Genomic DNA, 18,804 nt, shown 5'->3' with positions numbered 1-18,804 from the left:
CGGATGAAATGCCCTTGCCAGAATGAAGAATAGACGTAATAATTATAAAATATAAACAAATCGGGAGGAGCCGGTGAGGTCTGGCTTGGTATCGGTAGTCGCGCTCGCTGCCCTCCTTGAATCGACCGTAGTTGTCCGCGCAGAGGGTGAGAGCTGCTCGCCGGTCAGCACTGCTTCGCTTGGTATCTCCAACGTCGAAGTTGTCGGTTCGAAGCTCCAGGAAGCCAGCAACGGCGTAGCAAAGCATTGCATCGTGACCGGCTTCGCCAACCAGCGCACTGGTGCGGACGGAAAGTCCTACGCTATTCACTTCGAGATCAGGCTGCCGGCCGAGTGGAACGGCCGCTTCCTGCACCAGGTGAACGGCGGCAATGATGGCATCGTGGTCCCCGCCCTTGGTCCCAAACCCGACGGTCTTGCATCGGGCGGCACAGTGCCGCTGGCGCGAGGCTTCGCTGTGCTGTCGTCGGACAGTGGCCATTCGGGCTCCGATCCCGCGAACAAGGCGCTGGGGCTTGCAGCAGGTGCCGCCTTCGGGCTCGATCCGCAGGCGCGGCGCGACTATGGCTACGCCGCCGACATGGCTCTGTCGCCGGTCGCCAAAAAGATCATCACACTGCATTACGGCCGCAAGCCTGATCGCTCCTACATGGCCGGCTGCTCCAACGGCGGGCGTCATGCGATGGTCGCCGCCTCCCGCATGCCCGAAAATTACGATGGCTTCCTCGTCGGCAATCCCGGCTTCGATCTGCCACGCGCCGCGGTCCAGCACGCCTGGGATGTGCAGGCTTTCCTGAAGGCCGACCCGGATCTCCGCAAGTCGATTACCAAAGAGGATGCGCAACTCGTATCCTTGCGCATCACGGAGGCCTGCGACGCGCTGGATGGTGTCAAGGATGGCCTCACGTCCAATCTCGCAGCCTGCCAGAAGGCCTTCGACCTCAAGAGCCTCATTTGCGCGCCGGGCCAAACCAATGCGTGCCTGCCTGAAGCCAAGGTCGATGCGCTGAAGACCAGCCTTGCCGGGCCGAAAAATTCGAAAGGCGAGGCGCTCTATTCGGACTGGCCGCTCGATGGCGGCGTCGGCACCGGCAATTGGCGCGCCTGGAAGGTCGAGAGCACGGTCGCACCGTGGAACAACTATCCGATCATCGCCACGATGGGGGCGGCGTCGCTGAACTATATTTTTTCGACCCCGCCTGTTGCGGTGGAAGGCAGCAACGAGAAGCTCATTGACGCGCTAAAGGCCTACGACTTCGACAGGGACGCGCCAAAGATATTCGCCAAGGACGGCACGTTCACCGAATCGGCCATGGAGTTCATGACGCCCCCCGATGTTGACGACCCCAAGCTCGCAGGCCTGCAAGCGGCCGGACGCAAGATGCTCATCTATCACGGTCATGCCGATCCGGTCTTCTCGGTCAACGACACGATCCGGTGGTATGGCCGGCTGAACAAAAACGCGCAGGGCCATGCCGATGGCTTCGTGCGCCTCTTCACCATACCCGGCGGGACACATTGCGGCGGCGGAGTTGCACTCGACAAGTTTGATGCTCTGACGGCGCTGACCGATTGGGTGGAGCAGGGCAAGGCGCCTGAGCGGATAGTTGCTTCGATCGATCCGGCCAACAAGGAAGTTCCGGGGACGTGGAGCCCCCATCGTACCCGGCCGCTTTGCGTCTATCCGTCGTATGCGGCCTATTCCGGCTCGGGCGATATCGAGGAAGCGAGCAATTTCGTCTGCAAGGCGCCGTAGCGCGGCTGAGCGTCTCCCCAATCCAGGCGCTTGCGGGACAGTCGGATCGCGCCGCAGTATGGGATCCGACCCAAATTCCCGATGCAATCGAGCGTTCCGCTTCGAGCAGATTGGCTTGACTCTTCGGTCATGCTGGGCCGCGCCTTTTCGAGACAGGATGAGGGCTGACCAAGTCGTTGTGGCTTCTGCCGCAGGATACGACAACGACGGACAGGAGGGCGTCTTCAGTCCGCCTTCCCAAACACAAAGCGGTGCTCCGGAAGGCCCTGCGCGAGGCCGTGGATGGCGAGGAGGTGACCGGCTTCGGGCTCGCTGCTCAATTGCCCGGTGTCGAGAAACTTTCGCGCGCTCGTGACGAACATGGTCTTGTAGTCGCTGCCGCCGAAACAGACGCAGGTCGGATTGGTCACGGGCAGGGAAATAACGGTGTCGATCTGGCCGTCCGGTCGATAACGCGCTATGCGCCCGCCGGAGAAGAACGCCGTCCAGAGCCCGCCATCGACGTCGACGCAGGCGCCGTCAGGGCGCTCTCCGGACGCTGCGTAGTCTGCGAACAGTCGCTTGTTGCTGATCGTGCCGTCATCGAGATCGAAATCGAAGCACCAGGTGCGATAGCGCCGCGTGTCCGTGAAATAGAGCGTGCGGCTGTCCGGCGAAAACGCAATGCCATTGGTGACGATGACATCGGCGAACATGCGCCGGACTGCGCCGTCGCCGTCGACGCGATAGAGCGCGCCGTTCGGCCGATGCAGCTCGTTATCCATCGTTCCGATCCACAGGCGCCCCCGCGCATCGACCCGTCCGTCGTTGAGCCGATTGTCGACCCCCGTTTCGACCTCGCAGATGCGGCTCACGATGCCGCTCACCGGATCGCGACGAAACAGGCTGAGATCCTGCGCGAGGATGTGCGAGCCGTCGGAGGCCAAGGCCTGGCTGCCGAGAAACCGGCAGTCGTAGCGGATCGTCTCGTGCGCGCCGGTCGCGAGATCGAAAGATTGATGAAGTTGCCGGTCGATATCGACCCACCAGAGCTTGTTCGTGCGGCCGCACCAGAGCGGCGTCTCACCGAGAATATCCGTCGTGGCGACTACGGTCTCCACCTTGTGGGGCGGGTTCGTCGTCATCCCGAAATCCGGCTCCAACCGCGCGAGCCGTCTCCGAAGGCCTGATACCCGTCCGGGGTCACCGCGATCGTATCCTCGAGCTTGATGAAGCCCCTTCGCGCGTGAGGCAGCGTGGTCTCAATCGAGATGACCATGCCGGCCTCGAGAGGTACGCTGGCGTCGTCGGCGGGATAGGGAATGGGGCCGCTCGCCGTGAGGCGCGGCGCTTCGTGGCTGACGATGCCCATGCCGTGGGCAACGAAGTGCATCTGCTTGCCATGAGGGGACCGTGCCAGCGCTTCGGCTGCGGCGGCGTAGATATCGCTGCCCGTGAGACCCGCGCGGATCGGAGCGCGGGCCGCCTGCTGGATCAGATCGACTTCCGCGAGCAGATCGACAAGTTCTTCGTCCGGCGCGCCGTGCACGGCCATCCGGCAGAGATCACCGATGTAACCTCTATAGTTCCCGCCTGAATCGAGCGAGACGATATCGCCGGGTTCGAGACGTTGTTCAGACGGAGCCCGGTTAAGGCTCGTTCCTATCGTCACGAGCGCGTATTCGAAGATCATGTCGCGGGACAGTTCGGCCTGACGCAGATGATCGATGATCTTGCGCTTACTTTGTCCGGGGCGGGTGCGGCTGACGGCGTCCATCATGGAAGCGACGACACGCTCGGACGCCTCGCGGAGGATCTCCAACTCGGCCGCGGTCTTGATGGACCGCAGTTTCTCAAGCGGGCGCATCGCCTCGACGAGCCGGCAGTTGGGGAGTTCGCTGCGCAGCACGTCCGCCGCATCGGCCGGCAGGAACGACATCTCGGCGCCGACATTTAACGCAGATGTTGCGGCAGCTTTTACGTGCTCGAGAGCGAGTGTCATCGCTTCGACCGAGGTTGACGACCCGAACACGACCGTCGGCATCCAATATCCGGCGCTGGTTCTGTTCTGGATGCTGTCCCGTTCGTTCCGGTTGGCGATATAGGCCGACTTGTCCAGAGCGCCCTTCACGTAGACGAAGATGGGCAGATACCGGCTGATGCCGATGGCTTCCATAAAATCGAACTGGAAGTGATAGTACCCGCCGAGAAGGTACTGAATGTTGTGTTTCGAGGTGACGATCAGGACGTCGATGCCGAAATCATCGAGCAAGTCGTCAAGCCTGGCCATGGAGAATGGAATTTTTTCGGAGTGCATCTATCGTTCTTTTCGCAGACGACTTGATCCTTGACGCGAAGCCTTGACGTTAATCCTTAGTGGGAGAGGGTGGTCAGGTGTCCTTCCAGGACGAAAGGGCATGCGCGACGCAGCCGTTGATATGTTCGCTGAGGACAGTCCGCGCGCTCTTGATGTCCCGCTTTAGGGCGCATTCCAACAGCGCCTTGTGCTGGTTGATCGTCTCCGTGCCCCGATAGCGCAGCGCATAGCGAAAGTATTTGTCGAACACGATCGAATGGGTATGCATCAGCTCGCGCGACCCGCAGCTCGAGATCAGCGCCTGGTGGAATTCGCCGTCATACCGCTTGCGCAGCTCGGGATCGTCGCCCTCCTTGAGGACGGTACGCTCGGTCGCCGCCAGCTTGTGATGCGCTGACACCACGCGGCCCTCCCACTCGACGTCGCCGGCACGGAACGACTCGGCCATGGCGTGATGCTCCAGCAGGATGCGCAGATCGGCGAGCTCGCGCAGGTTCTGGATCGAGATCGGGGCCACCTCGAAGCCGCGCTGGCCCTCGGCAACCACAAAACCCTCTGACGTCAGGCGATTGAGGATCTCGCGCAGCGTCGAGATGCTGACACCGTAATCTTCCTTCATGGCATCGAGCCTGAGCCGTCCGGATGGCATGAGCACTCCGAAAATGATGTCGGAGCGAATGCGCTGATAGCCGCTGTCGCCCGCCGACAGAGGCCGTTCCTCAAGTGACGTCATGCTCTCTGATCTCGCTTGTCCCGGATCGCCGGCCACCCCTCGGCCGGCCGAACCATCAATGTTGCCAGCAATATAGCAGAACGCAACCATATGACGTATGCACAAATATCATATGAAATATATTTTGTCGTTTGACATGGAAATATATGTATGATGTCTAAATAAGCTGAGGGTGCGGAAAATAATGGCTTAAGCCGTCGTTCGTGCCCGATCGAACAGGGAGAAGACGAATGAGCTTGTTGGTTCGGGCGCTGTCTGCGACGGCGATCTGTGTGGCGCTGACGGTCGGTGCATCCGCTGAGGACATTCAGGAGCGGACGATCAGGTGGGGCCACCTGAACAACACCGATCATCCCGTCAGCATGGGCGTGCAGAAATTCGCCGAAATCCTGCTTGCGAAGAGCGGGGGCAAGATGAAGGTCCGCGAGTTCGCGGCCTCGCAGCTCGGCAACGAGCTGCAGCAGCAATCCGCGCTGCGCGGCGGCACGCAGGAGATGCTGTCGGCCTCGACGACATCGCTCGCGACCGTCGTTCCGGAATTCGGCCTGATCGACTTCCCGTTCCTCTTCAACACGACCGAGCAGGCCGACGCTCTCGCGACCGGCAAATTCGGCAAGGCGATGCTCGATACGTTGCCGTCGAAGGGGTTGACCGGGCTGGGATATTGGGGCCTGGGCTTCCGCAACGTCACCAACAGCACCCGCCCGATCACCAAGCTCGAGGACTTCAGCGGCCTCAAGCTTCGGGTGATTCCGAATCCGGTCTATCTCGAAAGCTTCAGTGCCTTCAAGGCCAATCCGGTCCCGATGGCCTTCGGCGAGCTGTATTCGGCGCTGGAGACCCGCACCGTCGACGGCCAGGAGAATCCCTACACGGTCATTCTCTCGAACAAATTCTACGAAGTGCAGAAATACGTTTCCGCCACGAACCACACTTTCACCCTGAACATCATTCTGGTGAGCAAGGTATTCTGGGACAAGCTGTCGCCGACCGAGCAGCGCTTGATGCGCGAGGCTTATGAAGAGAGCCGCGGCTACCAGAAGGAGCAGACGCGGCTTCAGACCGACAAGGCCCTGGCGGAATTGCAGGCCAAGGGCATGCAGTACAATGCGATCGCCCCCGAGGAGACCGAGCGCATGCGCAAGGCGGTGCAACCGGTCGTGGACAAGATCTCCGCCAATCTTCGCTCCGAGACGGTGAAGCTGTTCAACGACGAAGTCGAGCGCATCCGCAAGGACGTGAAGTAGCCGGCTTCTCTATCACGGAAAGCGGCGGAGCCGGCCAACGGCCGGCTCATGCCCCATTTGCCCGGACCTGACGCATGGCGCGATTCCTCGACCTCTATTGCTCGTTCCTCAAAGCCGTCATTGCCGCGTGTCTCGCGGTCATGGTGGTCCTGGTCTTCGGCAATGTGGTGCTGCGTTACGGCTTCAATTCCGGCATCACGATTTCCGAGGAGCTGTCGCGCTGGCTGCTGGTCTGGCTGACCTTCCTCGGCGCCATCGTCGCGCTGCGCGAGCACGCCCATCTCGGCGTCGACACCCTGATCCGGATGCTGCCGGCTCTCGGCAAGCGCATCTGCTTCGTCATCAATTATGGCCTGATGCTGTTTGCCGACTGGCTTTTGCTCTCCGGCAGCTGGCGCCAGACCCTCATCAACATCGACGACCGCGCGCCGGCCACCGGCCTGTCGATGGCTATTTTCTACGCCGTCGGCGTGATCTTCGGCGTGTCGGCCGGCGTGATCCTTCTCTACGACTTGCTCCGCGTTCTCGCCGGACAGGCCAGCGAAGCCGACATGGTCGCCGTGAAAGAATCGGAAGAGCACTGATGCCATCTCTTCGAACCTTGCCGACCGGCGCTCACCTGCTGCACACCACCGGGATCATGGCATGACGATCGCCGTCTTCACCTTCTCGCTGCTCGGCGCCATGGCGCTGGGTATGCCGATCGCCTTCGCGCTCCTCATTTGCGGCGTCGCCCTGATGAGCACGATCGACATGTTCGACGCCCAGATCGTGGCGCAGAACGTCATCAACGGCGCGGACAGTTTTCCGCTGATGGCCATTCCCTTCTTCATGCTCGCCGGCGAGATCATGAACAAAGGAGGGCTGGCCAAGCGCATCGTCAATGTCGCCCTCGTTGCAGTCGGGCATTTTCGCGGCGGACTTGGCTACGTCACGATCCTGGCGTCCTGCATTCTCGCTTCGCTGTCGGGCTCTGCCGCGGCCGACGCCGCGGCCCTCGCAGCGCTGCTGGTGCCGATGATGGTGGCGGCGGGACACAAGAAGTCCTACGCGGCGGGTCTTGTGGCGGCTGGCGGCATCATCGCCCCCGTGATTCCGCCCAGCATCGGCTTCGTCATCTTCGGCGTTGCCGCCGGCGTCTCGATCTCGAAACTGTTTCTGGCCGGCATCGTGCCCGGACTGTTGCTCGGGGCGGGACTGTGCCTCGCCTGGGCCTGGGTCGTACGGCAGGAAAATTTGACACCGCCGCCGCGGGCCTCGATGTCCGAGATCGTGAAGGCCGTCGTCGACGGCTTCTGGGCGCTGATGCTGCCTGTCATCATCGTGGTCGGCCTTCGTTTCGGCATCTTCACGCCCACGGAAGCCGCGGTGGTCGTTGCCGTCTATTCGCTGTTCGTGGCGACCTGCGTCTACCGCGAGCTGAAGCTGTCGCAGCTTTACGAAGTATTCGTTTCCTCCGCCGTGACGACGAGCATCGTGATGTTTCTGGTGGCCGCGGCGCTGGTGTCCTCCTGGCTCATCACGGTGTCCGAAATCTCCGCTCAGGTCGTCGATCTCCTGAAACCTTTCATGGGGAACAACACGATCCTGATGCTCGCGATCATGGTCGTGGTGGTGATCGTGGGAACGGCGCTCGACATGACGCCGACGATCCTGATCCTGACGCCGATCCTGATGCCGATCGTCAAGGCAGCGCATATCGACCCCGTCTATTTTGGTGTGCTTTTCATCATCAACAATTCCATCGGCCTGATCACGCCACCGGTCGGCATTGTGCTCAACGTCGTCTGCGGCGTCTCCAGGATCAGCATGGAGGACATCATCAAGGGCGTCTGGCCCTTCATGATCGCGCAGCTGATTGTCCTGTTCGCGATGGTGCTGTTCCCGGGACTGGTGACGATTCCGGCGAAATGGTTCGGCGGTTAGTCGCGCAGCATTGGCAAAAGGAGACGAGGGATAAAATGGCTGCCAAAATCATGATCCTGAATGGACCCAATCTGAATTTTCTCGGCACCAGAGAACCGCACATCTACGGCCGGACGACGCTGAAGGAGATCGAGGCGAGTTGTCATGCGCTGGCCGATCATCTCGGGGCTTCGATCTCGTTCCATCAGTCCAACATGGAGGGCGAGCTCGTCGGCCTGATCCAGTCCGCTCACGGCAAGGCGGACGCGATCATCATGAACCCGGCGGGCTATTCCTTCACGTCAATCGCGCTGATCGATGCGTTGAAGATCTTCGAGGGGGTGAAGATCGAGCTGCATATCTCGAACATTCATGCGCGCGACGAGCTTCACCGTCACTCGATCACGTCGAGCGCCTGCACGGCGGTCATCTGCGGCTTGGGTCCGTACGGCTATATCGCCGCGATCCTGGCGGCCGTGCAGCGGCTCGGACAATTGCCCGAAACGATCGCGCCGGCGCTGCACGGGCTTGCGGCCGCGGGCCAAGCGTAAGCAGGGAGAGCGCGATGCGCGGAGCGGGATTCCTCGCCATCTGGAGCGACGTCGAGGCGCACGATCTGACCGACTACAGGCATTGGCTCACGCGCGAGCACACTACCGAGCGGGTGACGACGAGGGGTTTCCTGGCGTCGCGTGTCTTCCGCGCGACACGCGACGACATCAATCGCTTCTTCATCCTGTACGAGCTTGAGGCGCCCGAGGTCCTCGATGGCGAGGCCTATCTGGCACGCCTCAACGCACCAACTCCCTGGTCGCAGCGCATCATGCCCAAGCTCGGGAACTTCGTGCGGGGTGGGGGCGTCATGGTCGCGCGGGCAGGGCGGGGCGAGGGGGCCACGATCATGGCGCTGCGGATCGAAAAACTGCCGGCGGGTCCGCAAAAATTGGCCGAGGCGCTCGTTGCGTGCGACGGGATCGCCGCCGTGCAGATCGGCGCAACCGACGAGGCGCGGACGTTGGTGCCGACGACTGAGAAGGGCATGCGGAAGGACGAGGGCTTTTTCGCCGGGCTTCTGCTGGTCGAGGCACTCGACGAGGCCTCGTTGCAGGCCGCCTTGCAGCAGGCGCGCACGATTGCGCCTGACGTCATGGACCGGGCGAGCGAGCCGGAAGTCTATCAGGGTATGTTCGCGCTCGACGCCCGCATCGCGGATTTCGGCTGATGGCCACGTTCTCGGTCGCCGCGTTAACCGTGCTCGAGCTGGCGCCGCCCGAGATGATCGAGCTGGCGGCGCGTTGCGGCTACGACAAAGTCGGGCTGAGGCTGCTGCCGGCAACGCCTGGCGGGGTCGCCTACCGTCTGATGGACGATGCGCCGCTGTTGCGGGAGACACTCCGGCGGTTGCAGTCGACGGGCGTGACCGTCGCCGATATCGAGGTCGTTGCATTCCGACCGGAGACGGATGTTGGCTCCTTCACACCCTTCTTCGAGGCGGGGGCGCGCCTCGGCGCCAAACACATTCTCGTCGCCGCCTACGATCCGGATCTGGCACGATTTTCCGACCGCTACCGGCAGTTTTGCGAGGCGGCGGCACAGTACGGTCTGACGTCCGATCTCGAATTCATGCCCTGGACCAGCGTTCCGGACCTCGAGACCGCAATCCGGATCGTCGGTGGTATCGATCATCCCGCTGCCGGCATTCTGGTCGATGCGCTGCATTTCGATCGATCGCAGAGTTCGCTTGGGGATCTCCGCACCATCCCCGCGCGGCGGCTGCACTACTGGCAACTCTGCGACGGTCCGGCCGAACGCCCGTCGACGACGGAGCAGCTCATCCATGCCGCGCGCGAGGAGCGGATGTTTCCGGGCGAGGGCGGCCTAGATATCGTCGGACTGGCGAGGGCGATGCCGGACGACCTCACCATCAGCATCGAGGTTCCGACCGTCCAGTTGGCGAAGACTGTTGATGCCGAAACGCGTGCGCGCCGGGCGCTCGCGGCGGGCAAGACCGTGGTCGAGAGGGCGCGCGCGAACTCCTGAAGGAAGGGTGCTCCGGATGCCGCAAGGCGATCGCTCCTGGGACGTCGAGACCGATCTGCTGGTCGTGGGCGCAGGTGCGGCCGGAATGACGGCAGCGTTGGTCGGTGCCCTCGAAGGCCTCAACGTTGTCCTTTGCGAAAAGTCGGAGATGGTTGGCGGGACGACCGCGACCTCTGCCGGTACCGTCTGGATCCCGGGCAGCCGGCAGGGACAGCTTGCCGGAACGCCCGATACGGTCGATGCCGCGCGCACCTATCTGACCGCGATGCTCGGCGAGCACGCAACTGACGAACGCCTGGATATGTTCCTCAAGGCCGGGCCGGTCGTGCTCGACTATCTCGAGCAGAAGACAAACGTGCGGTTCGCTGCGCCGCCGGTCCATCCCGACTACAAACAGCTTCCGGGGGCGGCGATCGGCGGTCGCGCGCTCGGGGCCGTTCCGTTCGACGGCCGCAAGCTCGGCGACGATTTTGCCCGGGTGAGGCCGCCGCGCCGGGAATTCATGGTTCTCGGCGGCATGATGGTCGGGAAGGCGGATATTCCTGCGCTGCTGGCGCCCTTCCGCAACTGGACGAATTTTCGGCACGTCATCGGTCTTCTGACCCGACATGCGCTGGATCGCATCAGCCACAAGCGCGGAACACGCCTGATCATGGGCAACGCGCTTGTCGCAAGACTGTTTGAGGGCGTCCGCCGCGCCGGCGTCGACCTGAGATTTGAGACGGTACTTCGCGAGATCATCTGCGATGGCGACGATGTCGCCGGCGCGGTGCTCTCGGCTCCGATCGGAGAGGTGGCCGTCCGCGCCCGCAAGGGCGTGGTGCTGGCGACAGGCGGCATCGGCTGGAGCCGTGAGCTGCGCGAACGGCTGTTTCCCGAAGCCGCACGCCGCTTTTCGCTCGCGCCTTCATCCAACACTGGAGACGGTATCCTGACGGCCGAACGCGTCAACGCCGTCGTCGAGCGCGACCTCGAAAGCCCGGCCTTATGGATGCCGAGTTCGGTGATGGCGCAGGCCGACGGCCAAGTGTCGGTCTTCCCGCACATCATGCTCGATCGTGCCAAGCCTGGATTGCTCGCCGTCAACAAATCGGGGCGCCGCTTCGTAAATGAAGCCGACTCCTACCACGACTTCGTCGCAGCGATGTTGCGCTCGAACGCTTCGGCAGCGACGGCCTTCCTAATCTGCGACCGCGCATTCATCAGGGATTTTGGTATCGGGCTGGTTCACCCCCAGGGAACTCCGCCCTCGACTGAGGCCCTTCAGCGCGGGCGCGGTTCGCTCTCCAAGACTTGACCGAGAGATCCTGCGTGGAGAGTTGTCGTTCATTTGGAAATGGCTGCTAAGTATTTGAGCTTCCCAGAGGTCATTTTGGGCCACTTTTCCAAACCCGCCCTGAAATCGTTGAATAATCAAACAGATTTTGATTCCGCCATTCGGAGGTTCGATCCCTCCCGCCCCAGCCAGAGCTTAAGCTGCTGTCTTGCGCAAGGCGGACGTTTAGCTTCGATCGTATGGCAGCGAAGAGCCGAAAACTGCCTCAATAAGCGCTTCACTGCGACCGCATTTTGCGTGGCCCTCGTTTCTTTGGCCAACTGGAAGGATGCAGACCCCGCACTTCCTGCTGTTGAAAAAGTTCCGCGCAGATGCCACGCAGCCATTGGCTTGCCGGGTCGTGATGGAAGCGGGCATGCCAATATTGCTTCACAGTAAACCCGGCGATCGCCAGCGGGCAGTCGAGCACGCGCAGTCCGTAATAGTGAGCCAGCGTTTCGCCAATGTGCCTTGGCAGGGTGGCGATCAGGTCGGTCGTCCCCACGATTGCAGGCAGTCCCAAAAAGCCGGGTAGCTCAAGCGCCACGTCAAGGACTATCCGCTGCTCCTGTAGCGCGGTCCCGAGCAACTGATGTCCAGTGCCGGAGCGAATGAGGACGTGGGCTTCGCGCCTGAAATCCTTTGCGGTGATACGGTCGCGGATCCGGGCATGTTTCGCGTTCGCCAAGCAGACCCAATCCTGCGGAAAAAGTGCCTGTTGGAAATGTCCGGCATCGAGACCCGAGATGTATCCGAGGGCCAGATCGGCTTCACCGGATTGTAGCATCCGTGGGGTGTCCGCGCCGATCTGTGTCGCCTCGATACGAACGCCCGGGGCGACGCGGCGGATGCGAGCGAGGATGGACGGAAGCAGCGTGACGTGGCTTCCATCCGTCATGCAGATCGCAAAACGGCGCTTTGCGGTTGAGGGATCGAAGTCGGTGCGAAGCTCAGCCAGACGACGCAGCGTTTCCAGGGCCTGCCTCGCCGTGCCGATGAGAGCCTCGGCGCGCGGCGTTGGCAGCATTCCCTCCGCCGACCGGATGAAGAGCGGATCGTCCAGTTCCTTACGCAGTCGCGCCAGCCAGATCGAGATGGTCGGCTGACTTTGACCGAGCTTTTCTGCGGCCTTGGTGACGCTGCCCGTGGCGAATAACGCGTCAAAGAGCCTCAGCAGGCGCGGGTCCAGCAGGTTGGTCTCGACATTATCCGCGTACGTCATTGCGATTCACAATAATGGATATAATGATCATATCATATCTTAATATCGATCGGCCTGCTACCACGCTTCCAGCGCCAAGAAGGGCGCGCGGGGAAGCGTTCGGATGAGGATCTGCTTTATTGGAGCGGGAGCCTTGGGCTCGACCATCGGCGGCACGCTGGCGCGCGGCGGTGCCGAGGTGTGGTTGATCGATCCGTTCCAGGCTCATGTCGACGCCATCAATGCCGCGGGCCTTCGGATGCTCGAAGGCGACGCCGAAACCATCGTGAAGGTCGCCGCTTGCACCTCCGCGGCCCAAGTCGGCGTAGAGGCCGACCTCGTCATCGTCCTCGTCAAATCCTACTACACGCGGGATGCGATCCGCGCTGCAGCGCCGATCATTGGGCCGCAGACGGTTGTGATGTCACTTCAGAACGGTCTTGGTCACGAAGACATCCTTTCGGAGGAAGTTGGTCGTGACCGGGTCATGGCGGGCAAGACCTACGTTGGTGGCGTGCTGCTTGGCCCCGGTCATGTTCGCTCCGGGATTATCGGCAAGGAAACCATCATCGGTGAACTTGACGGACGCTTGACGGAACGCGCGCAGCGAATCTCCGAGGCTTTCAATCGTGCCGGCATTCTCACGCTGCTCAGCGACAACATCTCGGGCACGATGTGGGACAAGCTTTTTATCAACGTCGCCGGCGGCGGCGTCACCGCCATTACCGGCCTGACCTATGGCGGCCTCTATTCGCTCCCCATCCTGGAGGAGTGTGCGCTGGCAGCGATTTCAGAGGGCATCGCGGTAGCGCAGGCGGCCGGCGTAAAGATCTCGATCACCGACCCGCTCCGCGCCTGGACAATGGCATCAGCCGGTCTGCCGCCCGAATTCAAGACGTCGATGTTGCAGAGCTTGCAGTCCGGCAATCCGACCGAGGTTGACTACATTCACGGCTCCGTCGTCCGTTGGGGCGCAAAGCTCAACGTGCCGACCCCGGTCAATTCTACCCTCGTCGCGTTGGTCAAAGGGCTCGAATACGCCCGCAGCGACTATCCTGGAAAGAGCTGAGACGATGTCGCTGCCTCGCGCTTATATCGAGCACGCCGCGATCCGTGTGCCGGACATTGATCGTCACGTTGGCTTCTTTCGCGAGGTGCTTGGTCTCGCCATTCGCGACGAGCAACCCGCCGATGGTGCGCGCCCGCGCCAGGTGTGGGTGCTCGGAAGCGTGCAACTCATCGAAGATCCGAATTTTGTCGGACCGGAGGGGCGTCTCGCCCATCTCGGCATCATGGTCGACGACTACGAAGGCGTGCTCGCCCGCGCTGCCGCCTGGGGCGCGAGGGCGTTGCCCGCGGGGCCAAACTGGCTCGAACTGCCGGGCGGGCTCAACGTCGAAATCTTGCAAGCCAGCGCAGGCGCTGTGGAAGCCGCCCTGGCGATCAATCCACGGGCCTAAGGAAAACGCGACATGATCGATGAACGCTACTGGGACGATGCCAAGGTCGGTGACGAATGCGTCACGCCCTCGGTGACGGTCACCGAAGCGATGGTGAATGCCTATGCCGAGTTGACGGGTGATTTTACCCCGGTCCACGTCGACGAGGAATACGCCAGGACAACACCATTCGGCACGCGCGTCGCGCACGGGCTGTTTGGTCTCTCGCTGGCCGACGGTTTGAAGACCCGTGCGGACTACCGCTTCCTTCCAGGAATGTCGCTGGGCTGGACGTGGGATTTCAAGCTGCCGATCAAGCTCGGCGACACCGTGCACGTGAAGTTCCGTGTCGGCTCGATGCGCGCCACGAAGCGTGATGGGTGGGGCATCGTGGTGCTGCCCTCGGAGCTGATCAATCAGCGCGGCGAAGTGGTGCAGCTAGGTGAGCATCGGTTGATGATTCCGATGCGCCCGAAGAACAACGCCGCAGGAGAGCAGGCATGACCGCGCAAGATCTGCCGCTCCAAGATCTGCCGCTCAAAGGCATTCGCGTCATCGACTACAGCCATTTCCTGGCAGGCCCGTTCATGGGCCGTTGCCTCGCCGCAATGGGCGCGGAAGTCATCAAGGTGGAGCGCCCCAGGGAAGGCGATGCGGGACGCGCCCACGGATATTTCAAGGACGGGCAATCCGGCTACTTCCTGCAGCAGAACATGGGAAAGCAGGGGCTCTGCATCGACCTGCGCGACAAGCGCGGTCTCGACATGATGATGAAGCTCGTCGACACGGCCGATATCTTCATCGAGAACTACCGCCCCGGCGCACTCGAGCGCCTCGGGCTCGGTTACAAGGCGCTAGCGGCACGGAATCCCAGACTGATCTACTGCTCGGTCTCCGCCTACGGACACACCGGTCCCTATGCCGACCGTCCGGGCTTCGGTCTGATCGCAGAGGCGATGTCGGGTGCACTGGCGCAACTGGGCACTCCCGGTGAAGCTCCGCCGTTGCTGCGGATGCCGCTGGCAGACATGTATACCGGCATCCACGGCGTAGCAGCCATCAACGGGGCGCTGGTCGGCCGCGTATCGTCCGGCCGCGGCCAACACATCGATCTGGCGCTGTACGACTGCATGGTCTCGATGCACGATTATGCGGTTCAGCGTTACTTCCTCTCCAACGGCGCCGACATGCCGAAGCAGACCGGCAGCGGACAGCCGGACTCGACCGTCTACGGCGTCTTCCCTGCCAAGGACGGTAATCTCGTCATCGCCGCGCAAGTCGATGATGCCTGGCGGCGATTGGCGACGTTGATCGGCGGGAGCGCGTTGGCATCCGACGAACGCTTCGCCAAGCCTGCTGCGCGCAACGCCCATTACGCCGAGGCCATGGAGATTGTGCGCAACTGGACTCTGTCACAGCCGTCTCGAAATGCCTGTCTGGCGGCACTCGAGGAAGCAGGTGTGCCGTCCGCTCCCGTGCAGACCATCGAAGAGGTCGTGAAGGATCCGCAGATCCGCGCGCGTGGCATGCTGGTCGAGCAGGAGCATCCCGTGCTGGGCAAGGTGACGTTGCCGAACCTGCCCTTCCGCTTCTCAGATTGCGACACCACGGTGCGCACTCCGGCGCCGCTGCTCGGCCAGGACAATCGCCGCATTGCAGAGTCGCTGTTGCTGTCGGCCGAGCTCGTCGAGGCGATGGTGCGCGACGGCGTGCTGTACAACGAAGCCGCAGTGCAGGAGTGAGCCATGAGCGATCGTTATGCGGTGATAGGCAATCCGATTGGCTTCAGCAAATCACCCCTCATTCACAGTACTTTCGCCAAGACGACGGGACAGGACCTCGTCTATGAGGCGATCGAGGGCCCCCTCAATGGCTTCAACGGACGCGTTGATCAATTCCGGACCGAGGGTGCCAAGGGGTTGAACATCACCGCCCCGTTCAAGCTCGATGCCTTCGAGTACGCAAACGAGCTTTCGGAGAGCGCCGAGCGAGCTGGCGCCGCAAACTGCCTGAAGTTCGTCGGCGATCGGATCATTGCCGAGAATTTCGATGGGATCGGCCTCGTCCGTGACATCACCCTCAATCTCGGCGTCAAAATGGCCGGCCGCCGCGTCCTGATGCTCGGCGCGGGAGGAGCGGCGCGCGGCGCGATGCTGCCGTTCCTGCGCCAGGAGCCCTCGGAGCTGGTTCTCGTCAACCGAACGCTGTCGAAAGCCGTGGCATTGGCGGAAGAGTTTGCCGGCTGTGGTCCCCTGATCGTCAGCGGCTATGCTGAACTGGCCGATCTCGCGGAGGGCTACGACGTCGTTGTCAACGCGACGTCGGCCAGTTTGCGCGGTGAAATGCCGCCGCTTCCAGGCAATGTCTTCCGCGGTGCGGAGCTGGCGTACGAACTCGCCTATGGCAAGGGGCTCACTCCCTTTCTGCACGCGGCCCGCGCCGAAGGCGTGGCCAAGCTGGCCGACGGCGTCGGCATGCTGGTCGAGCAGGCGGCAGAAGCCTTTGCCTGGTGGCGCGGCGTTCGACCGAGCACGGCTCAGGTCATCGCGGCGCTGACCGTTCCATTGCGCTGACGGGCTATGCCGAGCATTCAACCCAAACCCAGCTTCCTCGTCGGCCTGATCGGCAGCGGCATTGCTGCGTCCCGCACGCCGCCCATGCACGAAGCGGCCGCTGATGCCGCTGGCATCCGCTATCTCTACAAGAAGATAGACCTGAACGAGTTGAAGCTCGGCGTCGAAGCCTTGCCCGAGTTGCTCGCCGCCGCGAAGCGGATGGGGTTTGGCGGATTGAATGTGACGCATCCGTGCAAGCAGGCACTTCTTCCGCTGTTGGACGAGCTCTCGCCGGATGCAGAAGCGCTTGGCGCGGTGAACACTGTGGTCATCAATAATGGTCGAATGACCGGCCATAACACGGACTGGTTCGGCTTCGCCGAGAACTTTCGCCGCAACATGCAAGGCGCCCCGCTCGGCCGCGTCGTCCAGTTCGGCGCGGGCGGCGCGGGCGCGGCAGTCGCTTTTGCGCTGATGAAACTCGGCGTGCAGGAGTTGATCATTGTCGACTTGGACCTGGCCAAGGCGCAGAGCGTGGTGGACGGATTGTCCCCCCGATTTGCAGAAGGGCGCTTAAAGGCCGGCCAGGATGTTGCAACGGCCGTGGCGGCCGCAGACGGAATCGTCAACGCAACGCCGATCGGCATGGACAAGTATCCGGGCACGCCGCTGCCGACGGCCTTGCTGCGTCCCGATCTATGGGTCGCCGAGATCGTCTATTTCCCGCTGGAAACCGCACTGCTGCGCGAGGCGCGGGCCCTCGGTTGCCGCACCGTCGACGGCGGCGGCATGGCGATCTTCCAGGGCACCGAAGCATTCCGCCTGTTCACGGGCATTTCACCCGATCCAGACGTCTTCTTCTCAACTTTCGCATCCCTGGGAGGGTGACACCCGGCCGATGGGCGAGCGGCACGCACAACGCCCGAGAGGAAACGCAAGATGGGCTATACGCTCGATTTCTCGGTGGTTTGGCATGCCATGCCCGCGCTGCTGTGGGGGTGCGTGGGCACGTTGGGTCTGGCGCTTGCCGGCATGACACTGGCGATGATTATCGGCGTCGCCGGCGTCGCGGCACGCGATTCGAAGGCGGCCTGGTTACGTGCCATCGTGATCGGCTTCGTCGAGATCGTGCGCAATACGCCTTTCCTGGTGCAGATCTTCTTTCTGTTCTTTGCACTGCCGCTCATCGGATTGAAGCTCAATCCGACCGCCACCGCCATTATCGCACTCGGCGTGAATGGAGGCGCGTACGCCATCGAGATCATCCGTGGCGGCGTGCAGTCTGTTCACCAAGGACAGGTTGAGGCGGGCTACGCGCTCGGTTTGCACAAAGGACAGGTGTTCCGCTTCATTGTACTCAAGCCCGCGCTTCGCGCGATCTACCCGTCGCTCACGGGGCAGTTCATCATGCTGACGCTGACCTCGTCGATCTGTTCGGCCGTCTCTGCCTATGAACTGACATCGGTTGCGCAGCGCATCGAAAGCGACACATTCCGCAGCTTCGAGGTCTATTTCTTCGTCACCGTCCTCTACCTCGCGATCTCCTGGCTGCTGATGTCGGGCTTCGCGATCATCTCCCACCGCTTCTTCTCATATCCGACGCGCTGAAGAGGACGGAATATGACACCGCATTTCGGTCTTCCCGAGTTCGGCTTCCTGCTGCAGGGGCTGCAATGGACGGTGCTGCTGACGCTGGTTGCATTCGTCGGCGGCTGTACAGCCGGCCTGATCGTCGCGCTGTTGCGCACCTCTGGTCACAAGACCGTGGAATGGATGGTCCGGATCTATATCGGGATATTCCAGGGCACACCGCTGCTGCTGCAACTCTTCGTGGTTTATTACGGCTTGGCGCTCGTCGGGTTGAAGCTGTCAGCGTTCGTGGCGGTCGCAATCGGGTTCACCGTCAACGCTTCCGCCTTTCTCGGCGAGATCTGGCGCGGTGCAATACAGGCCGTGCCGCGCGGCCAGTCCGAGGCGGCAATGGCGCTCGGCCTGCATTATTCCTCCCGCATGCGCGACATCGTGCTGCCGCAGGCGATCCGCATCTCGCTGCCGGCGACCATCGGCTATCTCGTGCAACTCATCAAGGGCACCTCGCTCGCCGCCATTGTCGGCTTCATCGAACTCGCCCGCGCCGGCCAAATCGTATCGAACCAGACCTACCAGCCGTTGCTGGTCTTCGGCGTGGTTGGCGCGATGTATTTCATCCTCTGCTGGCCACTCTCATGGTGGGGCAGCCGGATGGAGGCCAGGCTCGCCCTGGCCAATCAAAGGTAGGAACGGCGCACCTACCCAATCAAACACAGCCATCACCAGG

Annotated in this window: 20 protein-coding genes; 16 read left to right on the top strand and 4 right to left on the bottom strand. The window is 62.3% G+C overall.

Going from position 1 to position 18,804, the window contains the following annotated elements:
• Positions 1–73: 73 nt before the first annotated feature.
• Positions 74–1,756 carry a tannase/feruloyl esterase family alpha/beta hydrolase gene (locus tag GA0061098_RS28985; protein WP_091964686.1) on the top strand — a complete coding sequence of 561 codons (1,683 nt, stop codon included), beginning with the start codon at positions 74–76 and terminating at the stop codon, positions 1,754–1,756.
• A gap of 224 nt (positions 1,757–1,980) precedes the next feature.
• Here the strand turns inward: GA0061098_RS28985 and GA0061098_RS28980 are convergent, their stop codons facing one another.
• The 3 genes from GA0061098_RS28980 to GA0061098_RS28970 form a co-directional block, all read right to left on the bottom strand.
• Positions 1,981–2,880: an SMP-30/gluconolactonase/LRE family protein gene (locus GA0061098_RS28980; RefSeq protein WP_091964684.1), complete on the bottom strand. Its 900-nt coding sequence runs from the start codon at positions 2,878–2,880 to the stop codon at positions 1,981–1,983.
• Positions 2,877–4,052, bottom strand: a complete 1,176-nt coding sequence (locus tag GA0061098_RS28975) for a M24 family metallopeptidase (protein WP_091964682.1) — start codon at positions 4,050–4,052, stop codon at positions 2,877–2,879. Before GA0061098_RS28975 ends, GA0061098_RS28980 begins: the two co-directional genes overlap by 4 nt.
• 73 nt (positions 4,053–4,125) lie before the next feature.
• Positions 4,126–4,785 (bottom strand): GntR family transcriptional regulator, encoded by a 660-nt coding sequence (locus GA0061098_RS28970; RefSeq protein ID WP_091964679.1) that lies wholly within the window; start codon positions 4,783–4,785, stop codon positions 4,126–4,128.
• Positions 4,786–5,015: 230 nt separating this feature from the next.
• Between GA0061098_RS28970 and GA0061098_RS28965 the strand changes: the two genes are divergently transcribed.
• From GA0061098_RS28965 to GA0061098_RS28935, 7 genes are all read left to right on the top strand, one after another.
• Positions 5,016–6,032, top strand: a complete 1,017-nt coding sequence (locus GA0061098_RS28965) for a TRAP transporter substrate-binding protein (protein WP_091964677.1) — start codon at positions 5,016–5,018, stop codon at positions 6,030–6,032.
• 74 nt (positions 6,033–6,106) lie between these two features.
• Positions 6,107–6,616: a TRAP transporter small permease gene (locus GA0061098_RS28960; RefSeq protein WP_091964675.1), complete on the top strand. Its 510-nt coding sequence runs from the start codon at positions 6,107–6,109 to the stop codon at positions 6,614–6,616.
• Positions 6,617–6,677: 61 nt separating this feature from the next.
• Complete coding sequence (locus tag GA0061098_RS28955; protein WP_091964673.1) at positions 6,678–7,958, top strand: TRAP transporter large permease subunit; 1,281 nt, start codon at positions 6,678–6,680, stop codon at positions 7,956–7,958.
• A gap of 35 nt (positions 7,959–7,993) precedes the next feature.
• Positions 7,994–8,488 (top strand): type II 3-dehydroquinate dehydratase, encoded by a 495-nt coding sequence (locus GA0061098_RS28950; RefSeq protein ID WP_091964671.1) that lies wholly within the window; start codon positions 7,994–7,996, stop codon positions 8,486–8,488.
• A 14-nt stretch (positions 8,489–8,502) separates the two neighbouring features.
• Positions 8,503–9,159, top strand: coding sequence for a hypothetical protein (locus tag GA0061098_RS28945; protein ID WP_091964669.1), 657 nt, complete (start codon positions 8,503–8,505; stop codon positions 9,157–9,159).
• Between the two features lie 29 nt (positions 9,160–9,188).
• Positions 9,189–9,977 carry a sugar phosphate isomerase/epimerase family protein gene (locus GA0061098_RS28940; protein WP_245323673.1) on the top strand — a complete coding sequence of 263 codons (789 nt, stop codon included), beginning with the start codon at positions 9,189–9,191 and terminating at the stop codon, positions 9,975–9,977.
• Between the two features lie 16 nt (positions 9,978–9,993).
• Positions 9,994–11,274, top strand: a complete 1,281-nt coding sequence (locus GA0061098_RS28935) for an FAD-dependent oxidoreductase (RefSeq protein ID WP_283808010.1) — start codon at positions 9,994–9,996, stop codon at positions 11,272–11,274.
• Between the two features lie 256 nt (positions 11,275–11,530).
• Here GA0061098_RS28935 and GA0061098_RS28930 read toward each other — a convergent pair whose 3' ends face one another.
• Positions 11,531–12,514 carry a LysR family transcriptional regulator gene (locus GA0061098_RS28930; RefSeq protein WP_091964665.1) on the bottom strand — a complete coding sequence of 328 codons (984 nt, stop codon included), beginning with the start codon at positions 12,512–12,514 and terminating at the stop codon, positions 11,531–11,533.
• 103 nt (positions 12,515–12,617) lie between these two features.
• Here GA0061098_RS28930 and GA0061098_RS28925 point away from each other — a divergent pair, with 103 nt between their 5' ends.
• From GA0061098_RS28925 to GA0061098_RS28890, 8 genes are read left to right on the top strand one after another with little or no spacing between them, the layout of a single operon-like run.
• On the top strand, positions 12,618–13,562 hold the full coding sequence (locus tag GA0061098_RS28925; protein WP_091964663.1) for a ketopantoate reductase family protein: 945 nt from the start codon (positions 12,618–12,620) through the stop codon (positions 13,560–13,562).
• A gap of 4 nt (positions 13,563–13,566) precedes the next feature.
• Positions 13,567–13,953, top strand: a complete 387-nt coding sequence (locus GA0061098_RS28920) for a VOC family protein (protein ID WP_091964661.1) — start codon at positions 13,567–13,569, stop codon at positions 13,951–13,953.
• A gap of 12 nt (positions 13,954–13,965) precedes the next feature.
• Positions 13,966–14,436: a MaoC family dehydratase gene (locus GA0061098_RS28915; protein ID WP_091964659.1), complete on the top strand. Its 471-nt coding sequence runs from the start codon at positions 13,966–13,968 to the stop codon at positions 14,434–14,436.
• The gene (locus GA0061098_RS28910) at positions 14,433–15,674 is read left to right on the top strand and encodes a CaiB/BaiF CoA transferase family protein (protein ID WP_165637676.1); all 1,242 of its coding nucleotides are present in this window, start codon (positions 14,433–14,435) and stop codon (positions 15,672–15,674) included. The genes GA0061098_RS28915 and GA0061098_RS28910 overlap by 4 nt, the downstream gene beginning before the upstream one ends.
• 3 nt (positions 15,675–15,677) lie before the next feature.
• Positions 15,678–16,505, top strand: a complete 828-nt coding sequence (gene aroE, locus GA0061098_RS28905) for a shikimate dehydrogenase (RefSeq protein WP_091964657.1) — start codon at positions 15,678–15,680, stop codon at positions 16,503–16,505.
• A 6-nt stretch (positions 16,506–16,511) separates the two neighbouring features.
• On the top strand, positions 16,512–17,375 hold the full coding sequence (locus GA0061098_RS28900; protein ID WP_208610692.1) for a shikimate dehydrogenase: 864 nt from the start codon (positions 16,512–16,514) through the stop codon (positions 17,373–17,375).
• A gap of 51 nt (positions 17,376–17,426) precedes the next feature.
• Entirely contained in the window at positions 17,427–18,095 is a 669-nt protein-coding gene (locus tag GA0061098_RS28895; protein WP_091964656.1) for an amino acid ABC transporter permease, read from the top strand.
• 12 nt (positions 18,096–18,107) lie between these two features.
• Positions 18,108–18,764, top strand: a complete 657-nt coding sequence (locus tag GA0061098_RS28890) for an amino acid ABC transporter permease (RefSeq protein ID WP_091964654.1) — start codon at positions 18,108–18,110, stop codon at positions 18,762–18,764.
• Positions 18,765–18,804: the final 40 nt, after the last annotated feature.

This window comes from Bradyrhizobium shewense (assembly GCF_900094605.1).
GTDB classification, from domain to species: Bacteria; Pseudomonadota; Alphaproteobacteria; order Rhizobiales; family Xanthobacteraceae; genus Bradyrhizobium; species Bradyrhizobium shewense.
This window is presented reverse-complemented; position numbering and strand designations above follow the sequence as displayed.

Bases quoted from the DNA above. Each gene is read 5' to 3' on its own strand.
- GA0061098_RS28980 (WP_091964684.1), bottom strand. From the start codon at position 2,880: ATGACGACGAACCCGCCCCACAAGGTGGAGACCGTAGTCGCCACGACG.
- GA0061098_RS28975 (WP_091964682.1), bottom strand. From the start codon at position 4,052: ATGCACTCCGAAAAAATTCCATTCTCCATGGCCAGGCTTGACGACTTG.
- GA0061098_RS28970 (WP_091964679.1), bottom strand. From the start codon at position 4,785: ATGACGTCACTTGAGGAACGGCCTCTGTCGGCGGGCGACAGCGGCTAT.
- GA0061098_RS28965 (WP_091964677.1), top strand. From the start codon at position 5,016: ATGAGCTTGTTGGTTCGGGCGCTGTCTGCGACGGCGATCTGTGTGGCG.
- GA0061098_RS28960 (WP_091964675.1), top strand. From the start codon at position 6,107: ATGGCGCGATTCCTCGACCTCTATTGCTCGTTCCTCAAAGCCGTCATT.
- GA0061098_RS28955 (WP_091964673.1), top strand. From the start codon at position 6,678: ATGACGATCGCCGTCTTCACCTTCTCGCTGCTCGGCGCCATGGCGCTG.
- GA0061098_RS28950 (WP_091964671.1), top strand. From the start codon at position 7,994: ATGGCTGCCAAAATCATGATCCTGAATGGACCCAATCTGAATTTTCTC.
- GA0061098_RS28945 (WP_091964669.1), top strand. From the start codon at position 8,503: ATGCGCGGAGCGGGATTCCTCGCCATCTGGAGCGACGTCGAGGCGCAC.
- GA0061098_RS28935 (WP_283808010.1), top strand. From the start codon at position 9,994: ATGCCGCAAGGCGATCGCTCCTGGGACGTCGAGACCGATCTGCTGGTC.
- GA0061098_RS28930 (WP_091964665.1), bottom strand. From the start codon at position 12,514: ATGACGTACGCGGATAATGTCGAGACCAACCTGCTGGACCCGCGCCTG.
- GA0061098_RS28925 (WP_091964663.1), top strand. From the start codon at position 12,618: ATGAGGATCTGCTTTATTGGAGCGGGAGCCTTGGGCTCGACCATCGGC.
- GA0061098_RS28920 (WP_091964661.1), top strand. From the start codon at position 13,567: ATGTCGCTGCCTCGCGCTTATATCGAGCACGCCGCGATCCGTGTGCCG.
- GA0061098_RS28915 (WP_091964659.1), top strand. From the start codon at position 13,966: ATGATCGATGAACGCTACTGGGACGATGCCAAGGTCGGTGACGAATGC.
- GA0061098_RS28910 (WP_165637676.1), top strand. From the start codon at position 14,433: ATGACCGCGCAAGATCTGCCGCTCCAAGATCTGCCGCTCAAAGGCATT.
- aroE (WP_091964657.1), top strand. From the start codon at position 15,678: ATGAGCGATCGTTATGCGGTGATAGGCAATCCGATTGGCTTCAGCAAA.
- GA0061098_RS28900 (WP_208610692.1), top strand. From the start codon at position 16,512: ATGCCGAGCATTCAACCCAAACCCAGCTTCCTCGTCGGCCTGATCGGC.
- GA0061098_RS28895 (WP_091964656.1), top strand. From the start codon at position 17,427: ATGGGCTATACGCTCGATTTCTCGGTGGTTTGGCATGCCATGCCCGCG.
- GA0061098_RS28890 (WP_091964654.1), top strand. From the start codon at position 18,108: ATGACACCGCATTTCGGTCTTCCCGAGTTCGGCTTCCTGCTGCAGGGG.